This window comes from Phormidium sp. FACHB-1136, assembly GCF_014697375.1.
GTDB lineage: Bacteria > Cyanobacteriota > Cyanobacteriia > Phormidesmidales > Phormidesmidaceae > Nodosilinea.
The window spans coordinates 1-14,227 of sequence record NZ_JACJRS010000038.1 but is presented as its reverse complement, the minus strand read 5'-3'; the positions used below and the strand labels follow the sequence as shown (position 1 = coordinate 14,227).

The following is a 14,227-nucleotide window of genomic DNA, read 5'->3' as shown; positions in this document are numbered from 1 at the left end:
AACGTTACGTCTACTCGGCAGTTTTGCCGACCGTCCCCCGTCCCCATTACGAGCTGCAACCATGCTGACCTTCTACCACACGCCGCTGTCTGTCAATTCTCGCCGGGTTTGGGTGGCCCTGCTCGAAAAGGGTTTGACCTTTGAGGCGGTGGAGATGAACCTCGGCGGTGACCAATTCAAGCCGGAATTCCTGGCTCTGAACCCCTTTCACCACATCCCGGTGCTGGTGGATGACGGTTTTTCGGTGATTGAATCCTTCGCCATTTTGGACTACCTCGAAGCCAAGTATCCCACCCCGGCCCTGCTGCCCAGCGACCCCATCGCCCTGGCCAACACCCGCATGGTGGAAATGGTGACCCTGAACGAACTCAACCCCGCCATGACGCCCCTGTTTAAGGAAATGATGGGCTTTGGGACGGAATCCCCCGAAGCGGTGGAGCAGGCCAAGCAAAAAATCGACGGCGTCCTCAAGTTCTACGCCGACAAACTGGGCGAGGGCGACTTCTTCGGTGGCGACCAGCTCACCCTGGCCGATATTGTGGCGGGTACCTTCTCCCCCTGGTTCGAGAAAATGGGTCTGCCCATGGCCAACTACCCCACCCTGCAAGCCTGGACGGCCCGCCTCGTCGCCCGCCCCGCATGGCAAGCCACCCAACCCACCGAGGAAATGATCGCCGCCTTCCGGGATCGCATGAAAGCCCGCATGGCCAAGGGTTAGAGGAATCCCACCCTGCGGGAAGCAAGCTACACCCCCAGCCCCTCTCCCAGGGAGGCTACTGCTCATACACACGTCTCTATTCTCTGCTTAGTTCCTAGGGGTGATCCCCCCTAGCCCCCCTTATGAAGGGGGGAACTGGATTCAAAGTCCCCCTTTTTAAGGGGGATTTAGGGGGATCGACCAGGTATGACGATAGTAAAGAGATTGAGGGTAAGAGTATAGGGCTGCTTGGGGCCGAGTACGGTCTCCCTGGGTTGGCAAAGGCACAGTCACACGGGACAATGGGATCATTGTATTTTTTGACATTCGGCTGTGAATAACGCACCTGTACGCACGGTTTCTGACGCCAAGCGGGAGTTCTACGCTCACCACACCCGCCCCATCAACTCCATTTACCGTCGTGTGGTGGACGAGCTTTTGGTGGAAATGCTCCTGCTCTCGGTCAACGCCGATTTCGCCTACGATCCCCTCTACGCCCTGGGTATCGTTACCACCTTTGATCGCTTCATGGAAGGCTACGAACCCGAAAGCGATAAGGCGTCTATTTTTAATGCCCTCTGTCGTTCGGTACAAAGCTCCCCCGAACAGTACCGGGGCGATGCCGAAGCCATGAAAGCCGCCGTAGCGGGGCAATCCCTCGACGACCTCAAAGCCCAGTTTGACAACCTGGCGGAAGCGGCCCACAGCGGCGGACTGCGCGGCACCCTCGGCACCGTGGCCACCAAGGAAAAATTCAAGTACAGCCGTCCCTTTGGCATTGGCCTCTACACCCTAATCGAAGCCGTCGCTGGGGAAGACCTGCTCAAAAACAAGGAATCCTTTGAGGCCCTACTGAGGGATCTTACGGGCAAGCTCAACTTCTCGGCGGATAAGCTCTCCAAGGATTTGGAACTCTACCGCAGCAACATCGAGAAGTTCGCCCAGGCCCAGGAAGTGATGAAGGACATGCTGGCCGCCGAACGCAAAAAGCGCGAAGACCGCCAGAAAGCCGCCGAAGCCGAAGCCGCCGAGGTGGTGGAAGCTGTTCCTACCCCCGCCGAGGGTGGCGAGAACGCAGGTTAGTGCGCCCTTCACGGGTAACCCCAGCCGATTTCCCCGCAAGGAGATCGGCTGAGGTGGAGGTTGACTCTTGATGGATGCCTTCGCTTATTCGGTGTCGTCGTGGGCGTAGCGGTGGTAGAGGAAGTCGAGAGCTTCGTTGCGGAGTTCGTAGAAGCGGGGGTCTTCCATGATGCGGCTGCGGTCGCGGGGGCGGGCGAAGGGCACGGTCATAATTTCGCCAATTTGGGCGGCGGGGCCGTTGGTCATCATCACCACCCGGTCGGCCAAAAACAGGGCTTCATCGATGTCGTGGGTGATCATCAACACAGTGATTTTGTGGTCTTGCCAAATTTTGAGTAGCTCTTCCTGAAGTTCCTCGCGGGTGATGGGGTCGAGGGCACCGAAGGGTTCGTCCAAAATCAGCACCTTGGGCCGCAGGGCCAGGGCACGGGCAATGCAGACCCGCTGCTTCATGCCGCCGGAGAGGGCACCGGGTTTTTTGTGGGCGGCTTCCTCTAGGCCAACCAGGGCCAGATGCTCCATGACGATGCGCTTCTTCACCTTTTCTGGCTTGTTGGGGAAGACGGAATCCACGCCCAGATAAATGTTTTCGTAGGCCGTCAGCCAGGGCAGCAGGGAATAGTTTTGGAATACCACCATGCGGTCGGGGCCGGGTTCTTGGATCGGCTGGGTTTCTAGGCGTACCTGGCCTTCGGTGGGTTGCCGAAAACCCGCCACCATATCCAGCAGGGTAGATTTGCCGCAGCCGGAGTGGCCGATGACGCAGACAAATTCCCCCTCCTGCACCGTTAGGTTGATGCCATCGAGCACCACGTATTCTCCGGTCGGGGTGGGGTAGACCTTCGAGAGGTTGTCAATGACGAGAAACGGTTCCTGGGTGAGGGAATCGGTGGGGGATTGGGTGAGGGAGTTTAGCACTTGCATGGTCAAGAATTGGGGATTAGGGGTTGGGTTGGGGCGCACCGCCGTGCGCCCGTACGGGGGATTTAGATGCCCAAATTATCGGCGGCTTTCCATTGGCATTTCCTCGATGCGGAGGTCGCGTTTGATGGGGAATTGCTTGAGGTAGTCGAGGGGATGGTCGGGGTCGAAGGAGATGCCGTCGAAGAGGGTGATGGCGTGGCGGTCGCGGCCAATATCGAGCAGACCCAGTTCGCGGGCGGCTTGGCCAAAGATGTCGGAGCGCTTCACCCGTTCAGCAATTTCTAGCCAGTTGCGGGGGAAGGGGGTGATGCCCCAGCGGGCCATTTGAGTCATCATCCACACCGCCTCGGTAACATCGGGGAAGTTGGTTTTGCCCGTAAAGAACTGGATGTAGTTGAGGACTTGCTGCGGTTCGCTGCCGTCGCCCCGGTCGTAGGGGTCAACAAAGCCTTGGCGAATCAGGGTTTCATCGGCACCGACGTATTCTGGACGGGCCAGCATTTCGGCGATTTCTTCCCGGTTGCGGCGGTCGTCGCAGTATTCGCAGGCTTCTAGCAGCGCCTTCACTAGGGCAACGTGGGTTTTGGGATATTGGTTAGCCCAGGCTTCCGTGACGCCCAGCACCTTTTCAATATGTCCTGGCCAGATGTCGTTGTCGACGGCCATCACCACGCCTTGGCCCTCAGCCACGGCACGGGCATTCCAGGGTTCGCCCACACAATAGCCGTCGATGGTACCCGACTTCAGGTTCGAGGCCATCTGGGCCGGAGGAATCACCGTCACGCTCACGTCGCGGTCGGGGTCGATGCCGCCAGCCGCCAGCCAGTAGCGCAGCAGCAGGTTGTGCATGGAGGTAGGATGCACCGCCGCCAGGGTGTGGACTTGGTCGGGCCGACGGTCGAGGGCCGCTTTGAAATCGGCCAGGGAACGCACGCCCTGGTCGTAAAGCCGCTTGCTGAAGGTAATGGCATTGCCGTTGCGGCTGAGGGTGAGGGCACTCACCATCGGAGTGGGGCGCTGGTTGCCGTAGCCCAGGGTAATGCCCAGGGGCATCCCGGCCACCATCATCGAGGCATCTAGCCGACCGCTGGTGACGCCATCGGCAATGGCATTCCAGCTTGGCTCCCGGTTGAGGGTCACTTGGCTGAGGCCGTTGGCTTCAAACAGGCCCTTTTCCTTGGCCACAATCAGCGGCGCACAGTCCACCAGGGGGATAAAGCCCAGTTCTAGATTCACCTTCTCTAGGCCGTTGGCTGGAACCGCCACCACGGGCTTGCTCCGTTGCAGCTTGGCCCGCTTTTGTTGGTTCAGGAAGTAAACAATCTCGTTGCGCAGGCTGTAGTAGTTGGGGTGCTTCACTACTTCCATGCGCTCGCGGGGGCGGGGGAAGGGCACATCCACAATCTGGCCGACGTGGGCTTCGGGGCCGTTGGTCATCAGTACAATGCGGTCGCTCAGCAGCAGCGCCTCGTCCACATCGTGGGTTACCATCACACAGGTCACCTCGTGCTCTTGGCAAATCTGCATGAGCTGTTCCTGCAAGCCGCCTCTTGTCAGGGCATCCAGCGCCCCAAAGGGTTCATCCAGCAGCAGCAGCTTAGGCCGAATCGCCAGGGCACGGGCAATGGCCACCCGCTGCTTCATCCCGCCGGAAATTTGCCCCGGTCGCTTCTCTGCCGCCTTTTGCAAACCCACCATCTCAATGTGGTGATCCACCATCCGCTTGCGCACCGCCTTGGGATGGTGCCCCATCACCTGATCCACCGCTAGCTCGATGTTTTGGCGCACCGTTAGCCAGGGCAGGAGAGAGTAATTTTGGAACACCACCATGCGGTCTGGACCAGGTTCCGTCACCTGCCGCCCCTCTAGAACAATGCCGCCAGCACTGGGTTGATCTAAGCCGGACAGAATGTTCAGCAGGGTCGACTTGCCGCAGCCAGAGTGGCCCACCAGGGAAACAAATTCCCCTTTATGAATATGCAGATCAATATTTTTTAGGGCAATATATTCCCCACCATTGGGCAGGTTAAAGACGCGATCAACGTGGTCAACTTCAACAAAAACAGCCATGGTTCTTTAGGAGATTGGGGATTTGGGACTGGGGAGGCAAGATTGAATTGGTGTAGGTTGGGTGGCGCGATGGCAGAATCCAACAAAGCTATGTGGTGTAGCGTAGTTAATTTGGTGGTGCATTGCTTGGCTAATACACCCTGCGAGATGCTCTATTTAAACCAGACTTTAGGGTTCTTGTTTGGATGATTTGTTACCGTCTTGGATTAAGTCAAAGAACCCTAGGATTTCCCTTACAGTTCCCCTCTCCCCATGGGAGAGGGGCTGGGGGTGAGGGCTAGGTGAGGAGGCTATTTCTTCTGTTCTTCAGGTAGAACTAAAGTGCCGATAAAGACAATCAACCGATCCAGCAGCAGACCCACAACACCGACGTAGACAATGGCGATGATAATGTCGCTGATGCGGGAACTGTTCCAGGAATCCCAGATAAAGAAGCCGATGCCGACGCCACCAATCAACATTTCTGCCGCTACGATGGCCAGCCAAGACAGGCCAATCCCGATGCGAAGCCCGGTGAAAATATAGGGCACCGTGGCGGGAAACAGAATCTTGAAGAAGTAGGTGGGCTTGGAGAGTTTTAGAACTTTGGCAACGTTGTTATAGTCCTGGGGAATTTGGCGAACACCTTCGGTGGTGTTGATGATGATGGGCCAAATGGCGGTAATAAAAATCACGAAGATAGAAGCTGGCCCTGCCTGCTGAAGGGCCGCCAAGGAAATGGGCAACCAAGCCAGAGGAGGCACCGTTCTCAAAATTTGGAAAATGGGGTCAAGGGCGCTATACATCAGTGGACTGGTTCCCACCAAAATGCCAAGGGCTACACCCGCTACCGCCGCCAAGGAAAATCCGATGGCTACCCGTTGCAGACTGGTGAACACCTGCCAAAACAAGCCCTTATCGGTGCCGCCATAGTCAAAAAAGGGATTGATAATCAGTTCCCAGGTATCTTGAACTGTGCGGATAGGGGTCGGCAGGGTGGCGCTAGGCCCCATGGTCAGCACTTGCCAAATGGCCAGAAAAATCAAAATGGCCACCGTGGGGGGAATCAGACCCTTTAGCCAATTGAGTGCCTGTTGGCCCAAACGGGCCACATTAAAGCCTGATCGGGTCGGACGAATATCAAGGGGTGCGGTCATCGGTGATCTCCAGTGGCGAGGTTGCGGCTTGATTTGGGTGGGATCCCCCCCAGCCCCCCTTGGGAAGGGGGAGTAGAGGGCGGTCAAAGTCCCCCTTCCTAAGGGGGATTTAGGGGGATCTCCGGGGTGTGGTGGCCAGGTTCAGAACTAGACCTTTTTGATCTTGAGGCTATCGAGGTAAGCTTGGGGATTTTCGGGGTCGAAGGTAACGCCATCGAAGAAGGTTTCTACACCGCGAGAGGTGCTGGCGGGAATGGCCGACTCCTGGCCGATGGCGGTAGCCGCTTCGCGCCAGAGGTCTTCCCTGTTAACGGCATCCACCCAAGCATTGACATCGGTATCCTTGGGCAGCAGACCCCAGCGAATATTTTCGACTAGGAACCAGAGATCGTGGCTCTTGTAGGGGTAGGAGGCGTTGTCGGCCCAGTATTTCTGCATTAGGTCAGGCAGTTCTTCTACCCGGCCATTGCCAAAGTCAAATTTGCCCATAGATCGGTCGATGATGTCTTCAAAGGGCACGTTAAACCAGGCCCGCTCGGAGAGAATGCGGCACATTTCCTCTTTGTTTTCCGGCTGGTCGCACCACATAGCGGCCTCCAAAACGGCCATCAGCAGCGCCTTGGTGGCGTTAGGGTTGGCGTCTACCCACTCGGCCCGCATGGCAAAGGCTTTTTCGGGGTGGTCTTTCCACATTTCCCCGGTGGTGAGGGCGTTGAAGCCAATATCCTGGTTCACGGTTTGTAGGGGCCAGGGTTCGCCCACGCAGAAGGCATCCATATTGCCCACCTTGGCGTTGGCTACCATCTGGGCCGGGGGCACCACAATGGTGGAAATTTCGGTGTCGGGGTCAATGCCACCCGCCGCCAGCCAGTAGCGAATCCACATATCGTGGGTACCGCCGGGGAAGGTCATGGCTGCCTTCAGTTCCTTGCCGCCAGCCTTGAGCCTCGCAAACTCGGCCTTCAGAGGACTGCTATCTACCCCCACATTCAGGCTGGCATACTCATTGGGTAGGGAAATGCCTTGGCCGTTGACGTTCAGCCGAGACAGGATGTACATCGGTACCTTGTTGCCATCGGTAACGATGCCCTGGGAAATCAGGTAGGGCATGGGGGTGAGGATGTGTGCCCCATCAATGCCGCCGCCGCCGGAACCCAGCACGATGTTGTCGCGGGTGGTGCCCCAGGAGGCTTGCTTTTCGACGGACACGTCGGTCATGCCGTACTTGTCGAAAAAGCCCTTCACCTTAGCGATGATTAGCGGCGCAGAATCCGTTAGGGCAATGAAGCCGAGCTTGGCGGTGGTGGTTTCTAGCCCTTCCACAGGCCCAGCGGCGGGAGCAGTTGAGGAACCCGCATCAGCGCCCGCATCGGCGGCGGTGTTGGAACCCCCTTGGCTACAGGCATGAAGGAAAACGGTGCCAGCGGCGGCGGTGCTAGCGGTGAACAAAAACTTACGACGATTGAGACGAGTCATGGTTGATCCTTGAGAAAATCCTAATAACCTGGGGCAAAACCACCCTATCAACGGGGAAAACTGACGTAATTGACAAAAATAAATCGGCAATCGACAACACAACTTCCAGATATCAACCCAGCAGTAGAAGCAAATACAGAGCCCAAAATTAGAATCGACAGATCCGTTTTCAGGCGTTATTTGCACATCCGATGGGTTGATAACTTAGCCTCAAAGAAAAGGCGTGAGCGACTGTAACAATCTATTTCCACTGAACGCAGACAAGCCAATCTGAACTCAATTAAGCGTGACCCTCTCAAACATAAATTGGCTTCTAGCGGCTGAACAAAATCTCGGCAGAATTAGACCTTGAAAAATAGCTTGGTTATGTTTGTTAACAAATTATTCAAACTTCCCTGGGTATTTTGTATGTTTCGTTACGTTTTGCCCTGGGCGATACTTTTCATGCATGATTTGCATGTAGATTTTGCATAATCCGGGGAAAATTCTCTGCCCAACGCAAAGCAGGGGCCTCCTCGGAGACCCCTGCTAGCGGGCTACTTGCGGTGTTTGCCCCAGATCCCAGGGTTCTGGCTGGGGATGCCGCTATTGGTGGGCTACCCATTGAAGAACCCTGGGATCTAATCTCAGCCTAGCCCTGCATCCGGGTGATTAGCACGGGACAAGGGGCGTAGACCCGCACATAGTCGGTCAGCGATTCGCCCAGCACCTTATCCAGGTCGGGCAAGCCCTTGGCGATGGTGGGCCGACGGTCAGGGGAACCGAGAATCAGCAGGTCGATGTTGCGGTCTTCCGCCAATTGGCAGATGCGCTGTCCGGCCTTGCCTTCGGGGGCCGCTAGTTTGTAGGGGACGCCATACTTGCGGGCCTCTTCCGCTGCCGCCAAAAGCACAGGGTCTTCGTTGGCATCAATGGTGGTGATATCAAAGGGTTTGGCCTTCAGGCTAGAAACCGAGTGAACTAGGGTGAGTTCGCCGCCCTTGATGTCGCGTAGCAGGGTGAGGGCGATGTTTAGCCCTTCCTTGGCCGAGTCGGATTTGTCCATGGCCACCAGCACCCGCTTGATGGGGCGAATAGTGTAGAGGTCGTCCTTCACCAGCAGCATGGGCCGGGAGGCCAGTTGAAACACATACTGACTGACGGAATTTTCCAGGATGGCCTTCAGCCCTTGCAGCCCCCGCGATCCCATCACAATCAGGCTGGCGTCGGTTTCGTCGGCCACCTGCACCACGACATCTTTGGGATCGCCTTCCCGCAGCACCGCCGTCACTTTGCCCGGATCGAGGTTGAGGTTCTGAATCGCCGTAGCCAGGGTGCGTCCCCCTTCCTCCCACTTGCTAGCCATGGTTTCGGCAGATACCTGGGAGGGCACTACATGGAGTACCGTCACCGCCGCCCGCTGGATGAGGGGAATATCCATCAGCACCTTCATCATGGCTTCGGTATTCCCGGTGCCAGAGTCGGCCAAAAGAATTTTTTCTATCATGGGATCCTCGTCTCAAACTGCCGAATAAAAGTCGTGATCCGCCAAAACGCGGGTAAACCACCGTAATGGCAGGCAGAATCACGCCTTGCGCGTCCTCTACCTCAACCATCATAGGCATGGGCCTTGAACCTACTCGGCGACCATTCATAATTTGTATTGACGGGCTGATCAACGGGGTCACGGACGGGCCAATGGGTCGTAGATTAATGTAGAGGTCAGGTTTCCTGCCCCTGAGACGGATCTGGGTTCTGGCAAGTTTCGTCCGTCAACCAGCGATTACCCTGATCCCTGCTCTATCCTGTCTCTGTTGGCCTGTTCCAAATAACCTATGACCGATTCGCCTCCCTGGTTTGAGTACCGCGTGGTCGTTCATCCCCATCACACCGACTATGCTGGCATCGTCTGGCACGGCACCTATATCGCGTGGCTAGAGGAGGCGCGGGTGGCCTACCTGCAACAGCACAACCTCACCTTTGCCGACTGGATCAAGGCCGGGGTAGATTTGCCCGTGGTGGATATGGCCCTGCGCTATCGCCAATCCCTGCGGCTGGGGGATGAGGCGCTGATTCAGGCCCGGACGGATCCCTTTAAGGGTGTGCGTCTGGTATGGCAATACGAAGTGCTGAACTCCGTCACCCAAGAACTTTGTCTAGAGGGCACTGTCACCCTAGCCACGGTGGATCTCACCAGTCGGCGGGTACTGCGTCGATTGCCCGATCACCTACAAGCGGCCCTAGGATGATGCTGTGCTCTACTCATAAAAGGAATCCCCAATGGCTGTCACTAACTCCGCAGCGAATCCAGATCCTCAGCGCCCCCCATCAACAGAAACGCAAGGCCAAGCTGGAGGGCAGTCTAGCAAAGAAATTCGCGATCAGGCAGGTGGTAAACAGCAACACTTTAGTCGTATCTGGTCTTATCTTTTTTGTTTTCTCCTCGGATTACTACTAAGTTTTGCCTTCACTCTTTTCTTGACCTATCGAGATGGCAAGCCTATTGTAATCATATATTTTACTGGCTTTTCAGAGAATTTAACTCAAGACATACGGGCTATTATATCAATCCTTATCTTTGGTGCTTTTGGGGGCTTGCTGTACTCCCTCCGGGCACGAAAAATGGAGTTACCCTACATTAGCCAAAACGCAAGTCCAGCAACAACAGGAAAACTTTCTGGTAATCAGCCAGCAGTTTCCACGGGTGAAGGTTTTAAGGGAGAAATCATTAATCTGGGAATGAGCTGAATGGTGCAAGTGATATTTCAGGGAACCAACGTTGATCCGGGGGTAGAAATTTGCCAGGGGAAAGCTAATCTGTGAGCACTTGTGGAGATCGAGGTCATCCCAGAAGGGCGCTAACCCTCGGCGTTTCCACGGTTACCCTAGGAGTCCTCGCGGTTCCGGGCGCGTAGGCTGCGGGTGAGAATGCCTTGGCGAGGGCTGAATAACAAGGCCAAAAGAAACCCTAAAAAAACCGTTAGTCCAATGGCGGGGCCGGAGGGAAGATCTAGGTAGTAGCTAGCGTACAGGCCGATAATTCCAAACAGCACCCCAAACCCCGCGCCCCAAACCATCATCCAGTGCAGTTCCTTCACTAGGAGGTAGGCGGTAGCTGCGGGGCCAACCATCAGCGCTACCACCAAAATCACGCCTACGGTTTTAATTCCGGCAATGATGGCTAGGGTAATCGCCGCCGTTAACCCCAGGTTGATGGCTTGGACGGGCAGCCCTAGCGCTTCGGCCCCCAGGGGATCGAAGGTAAAAAAGAGTAGTTCTTTATAGAAAACCTTCACCCCGGATAGCACGAGTAGGGTAATGATGGCAATTTGGCCCAGATCTTGGCGAGTAATGCTGAGAATATCGCCAAATAGTACGCCCTCTAGACTGATGGGGGTGTTGAGCACCGTCAGCAGCGTAATGCCTAGGGAAAAGAAGGTGGAAAAGGTGATCGCCATGGCGGTGTCGGCCTTAATCCGCGACTGGCTACGAATCCAGGTGATGACCGCTGTACTGCATAGCCCCATAGCAAAAGCCCCCAACAGGGTTGGCAGGCGCAACACTTGGGCCATCGCCAAACCGGGCAACACGCCATGGGCTACCACATCCCCCAACATAGCCATGCGCTGCACAATTAAATACGTCCCCGCCACAGGACACAGAATTCCCACCAGCACACTCGCCACCAGGGCTTGGCGCATAAAGTCGTAACTGAGAGGGGCAAGCAACCCATCCATGGCGCACCGTCGCAAAAGCATCCATCGCTATCTTAGGCGACTATCTTAGGCGACGGATTTCCCCCCCGGCCTAGCGGGCACTGGCCCGTCGCGAGAACCCACAGGCGATCTCAGCCCCCTTCAGCCCAAGGGCATCGGCATAGCGCTGAAGGCAGATTCCCTTGGGTAAGGTCTCCGGTAAGTTCTGGAATTCGCCGCCCTCCATCGCCTGGATCAAACTGGGAGGAAGGGCACTGCGTTGGGCCACATCGGTAATACTTAACCCTTGACCCAACCGAACTTGCTTGAGATAAGCCACCACATTGTACAGGCGATCCTCATAGCCACTACCCTCGCAAACCGTTGGGGTAGCCCCAAAATGCGTCGTAGCGCTCTCCATCGCACCCACTCTTTCTGACATGATCCGGCACCCATGGAACAACCGTAGAAGGAGATCAATATCTCAAAGATCCTAGAATCAAAAAATCTAGAATCCAATGATATTCTCGACCAAACAAGCGTCTGCTAAATTACGACAACCCTATGTTTGCTCCTATCTTCCTTTCAGGATAATCACCCATCTGACTCGATATCAAGGCTGAAAGGTATGACTTTATCCAAGACTTCAATAGGGGCAAAGCTGAAGAAAACGACCCTCTAGTGTCCTGTACATTTCCGATAGAATTAGGCAATACAGGAGGAGAAATATCGTGGAAAAGACCCAGGCTCCCAATCCGGCTAACCACTATTTAGTCGGCCATACGGAGCGTCTTCGCCATAGCTTCCGTCGCCTGCTGGGGGAAGACCTCATCCATCCCGCCCTATCCAAGGTAGTGGCAGCCCAAGCCCTATACGAAGCGCCCTTTGTGCTGGTCTCCCATGGCACCGAGGCCGACCCCATTTTTAACTACGCGAACCTCGCCGCCCAACGCTTGTTTGAGTGGTCTTGGCCAGCCTTCACCACCCTGCCCTCGCGGCTGTCGGCGGAGCCCCCCAACCAGGAAGAACGGGCTAGGCTGTTGGCAGAAGTCGCTCAACAGGGCTACATTAGCGACTATGCCGGGGTACGGATTGCCCAATCTGGGCGACGATTCACCATCCAAAACGCCATCGTTTGGACGGTAAACGATGAGACAGGCACTCCCTACGGCCAAGCCGCCCTGTTTCACCACTGGCAGTATCTCGATGGCGAAAATGAAGCTGGTACGATGCATTAGCCCCAGCGAACGCATCCAAGCCCTGCCAACGGATACGTCGCCTAACGCGAACCCACCATAGCCAGAAAACCCCAAGGGACGGGATGCTAGAGATATCAAATACATCAAGCTTAATTGTTTTAGGGTTCAAAGCCCTAGCCGATCCCCTGCGCCTAGATATCGTGGATCGGCTGCGCAGTCAGGAACTCTGTGTCTGCGATCTATGTGACCAAATGGGGGTCGCCCAGTCCAAGCTGTCGTTTCACCTCAAAGCATTAAAAACAGCCGAGTTAGTCCGCTCTCGCCAGGAAGGTCGCTGGATTTACTACAGCCTCAACTTGCCCCAATTCGTAGCCCTAGAACAGTATCTCGCCGAATTTCGCCGCTTTAGTCCCATGCTGCCCGCCCGCCCCTGCCCACCCAAGGTGGATTGACAAATCAAGAAACTTTGAAATGATGGAGAGGGCTTATCAAGTGTTGTTGTTTCAGGGATGCCCTGTATGGATGCTCAACCCAACCCTAGCCCCAAGGCCGTCCAGGCGGGAGGGAGGCTCAACCGCTTTGAGCGGTACCTCACCCTGTGGGTGTTTCTTTGTATTGTGGCCGGGATTCTTCTGGGGCGGTTGTTTCCTGGGGTCGCGGTGACGTTGGATGCCATGAGTATTTATCAGGTGTCAATTCCCATTGCCATCTGCCTCTTTTTCATGATGTATCCCATCATGGTGAAAATTGACTTTTCCCAAGCCAAAAAAGCCGCCCGTACCCCTAAACCTGTAATGTTAACTCTGGTGGTTAATTGGCTGATCAAGCCCTTTACCATGGTGCTATTTGCGCAGGTTCTTCTGGGAGGATTATTTCGACCTTTTCTTTCAGAAACAGAACTGATTCGCGGCACAGAAATTGCCCTGGCCGATTCCTACATAACCGGATGTATTTTACTCGGCATTGCCCCCTGCACCGCCATGGTGTTGATGTGGGGATATCTGTCCTTTAGCAACCAAGGACACACGCTGGTGATGGTGGCCGTGAACTCCCTGGCCATGCTGTTTCTCTATGCCCCCCTAGGGCGGTGGCTGCTAGCCGCCAATCATCTGGCCGTACCCTGGCAAACCATTGTGCTATCGGTGCTAATTTACGTAGGACTGCCGCTGCTGGCGGGGGCCGTTTCCCGCACCTGGATTTTGCGCCACAAGGGCCAAGCCTATTTTGAAAACGTGTTTCTGAAATATCTCAGCCCAATTTCCGTCATTGCCCTGCTGACTACCCTGATGCTGTTGTTTGCCTTCAAGGGTGATTTGATTGTGCGCAATCCCCTGCACATCCTGATGATTGCGGTACCGCTGTTCATTCAAACCAACGTCATTTTTGGCCTCACCTATGTAGCCGCCCAAAGCCTGGGTATGGTCTACGAAGACGCTGCCCCCGCCGCCTTGATTGGGGCCAGCAACCATTTTGAAGTCGCCATTGCCACCGCCGTCACACTGTTTGGGCTCAGCTCTGGCGCAGCCCTAGCTACGGTGGTCGGCGTGTTAATTGAGGTGCCCGTAATGCTGATGTTGGTGGAATTTTGCAAGAGAACCGCATTCTGGTTCCCCCGCGACCCCGAAAAAGCCAATCTCCGAGATCCCCGCTGTCTTCCCCCAGGCATATAGCGGTTCTCCCATGGATGAGGTGTATCTACAGCCTACGAATAAGGGGCTTAATCCCCTTGCCCGTGTCATATCTTTTAACGGCTGAGATGCGACGATTGCACATTGAAGCATGGTTGCATCGAGCCTAGGAGATTTACATCATTTCGCCACGCTCAAGTTTGTTCGCCATCACACGCAAAGCCAGTGCTTGACAACACTCCGGACAGATTTAGGAGGCTGTGATCCCAGTCTATGCGGCGATAACCCCGTAGTTCAGGAGGGTCTGGTAGTTGGGATGGGATTGAATCAAAGTTGGCTC

14 protein-coding genes are annotated in these 14,227 nt (G+C 55.6%); 7 read left to right on the top strand and 7 right to left on the bottom strand.

Features of this window, described 5'->3' with window-relative positions:
* Positions 1–61 precede the first annotated feature (61 nt).
* Positions 62–718, top strand: coding sequence for a glutathione S-transferase family protein (locus H6G62_RS13015; RefSeq protein ID WP_190495761.1), 657 nt, complete (start codon positions 62–64; stop codon positions 716–718).
* Positions 719–1,030: 312 nt separating this feature from the next.
* Positions 1,031–1,780 carry a photosystem II biogenesis protein Psp29 gene (gene psb29 / locus H6G62_RS13010; RefSeq protein ID WP_190495759.1) on the top strand — a complete coding sequence of 250 codons (750 nt, stop codon included), beginning with the start codon at positions 1,031–1,033 and terminating at the stop codon, positions 1,778–1,780.
* Between the two features lie 84 nt (positions 1,781–1,864).
* Here psb29 and H6G62_RS13005 read toward each other — a convergent pair whose 3' ends face one another.
* From H6G62_RS13005 to H6G62_RS12985, 5 genes are all read right to left on the bottom strand, one after another.
* On the bottom strand, positions 1,865–2,704 hold the full coding sequence (locus tag H6G62_RS13005) for a nitrate ABC transporter ATP-binding protein (RefSeq protein WP_190495757.1): 840 nt from the start codon (positions 2,702–2,704) through the stop codon (positions 1,865–1,867).
* 75 nt (positions 2,705–2,779) lie between these two features.
* Complete coding sequence (locus tag H6G62_RS13000; protein WP_190495755.1) at positions 2,780–4,774, bottom strand: nitrate ABC transporter ATP-binding protein; 1,995 nt, start codon at positions 4,772–4,774, stop codon at positions 2,780–2,782.
* A 290-nt stretch (positions 4,775–5,064) separates the two neighbouring features.
* Positions 5,065–5,910: a nitrate ABC transporter permease gene (gene ntrB / locus H6G62_RS12995; protein WP_190495753.1), complete on the bottom strand. Its 846-nt coding sequence runs from the start codon at positions 5,908–5,910 to the stop codon at positions 5,065–5,067.
* 147 nt (positions 5,911–6,057) lie between these two features.
* Entirely contained in the window at positions 6,058–7,386 is a 1,329-nt protein-coding gene (locus tag H6G62_RS12990) for a CmpA/NrtA family ABC transporter substrate-binding protein (protein ID WP_190495751.1), read from the bottom strand.
* Between the two features lie 631 nt (positions 7,387–8,017).
* Positions 8,018–8,872 (bottom strand): universal stress protein, encoded by an 855-nt coding sequence (locus H6G62_RS12985; RefSeq protein ID WP_190495749.1) that lies wholly within the window; start codon positions 8,870–8,872, stop codon positions 8,018–8,020.
* Positions 8,873–9,200: 328 nt separating this feature from the next.
* On the opposite strand from H6G62_RS12985, the gene H6G62_RS12980 reads away from it, so the two are divergent.
* Entirely contained in the window at positions 9,201–9,614 is a 414-nt protein-coding gene (locus H6G62_RS12980; protein WP_190495746.1) for a thioesterase family protein, read from the top strand.
* 31 nt (positions 9,615–9,645) lie between these two features.
* Entirely contained in the window at positions 9,646–10,113 is a 468-nt protein-coding gene (locus H6G62_RS12975) for a hypothetical protein (RefSeq protein WP_190495744.1), read from the top strand.
* A gap of 137 nt (positions 10,114–10,250) precedes the next feature.
* On the opposite strand, the gene H6G62_RS12970 is transcribed toward H6G62_RS12975, so the two are convergent.
* Together H6G62_RS12970 and H6G62_RS12965 are read right to left on the bottom strand one after the other, a co-directional pair.
* Positions 10,251–11,123 (bottom strand): metal ABC transporter permease, encoded by an 873-nt coding sequence (locus tag H6G62_RS12970; RefSeq protein WP_242051978.1) that lies wholly within the window; start codon positions 11,121–11,123, stop codon positions 10,251–10,253.
* Between the two features lie 49 nt (positions 11,124–11,172).
* Positions 11,173–11,502 carry a helix-turn-helix domain-containing protein gene (locus tag H6G62_RS12965; protein WP_190495742.1) on the bottom strand — a complete coding sequence of 110 codons (330 nt, stop codon included), beginning with the start codon at positions 11,500–11,502 and terminating at the stop codon, positions 11,173–11,175.
* A gap of 289 nt (positions 11,503–11,791) precedes the next feature.
* Between H6G62_RS12965 and H6G62_RS12960 the strand changes: the two genes are divergently transcribed.
* The 3 genes from H6G62_RS12960 to arsB all read left to right on the top strand — a co-directional run bounded on the left by H6G62_RS12960 (position 11,792) and on the right by arsB (position 13,929).
* Entirely contained in the window at positions 11,792–12,298 is a 507-nt protein-coding gene (locus H6G62_RS12960; protein WP_190495740.1) for an MEKHLA domain-containing protein, read from the top strand.
* 83 nt (positions 12,299–12,381) lie between these two features.
* Positions 12,382–12,711 (top strand): metalloregulator ArsR/SmtB family transcription factor, encoded by a 330-nt coding sequence (locus H6G62_RS12955; protein WP_190495737.1) that lies wholly within the window; start codon positions 12,382–12,384, stop codon positions 12,709–12,711.
* Between the two features lie 66 nt (positions 12,712–12,777).
* A complete protein-coding gene (arsB, locus tag H6G62_RS12950; protein WP_190495735.1) occupies positions 12,778–13,929 on the top strand; it encodes an ACR3 family arsenite efflux transporter in 1,152 nt (383 codons plus the stop codon).
* The last annotated feature ends 298 nt before the right edge of the window (positions 13,930–14,227 follow it).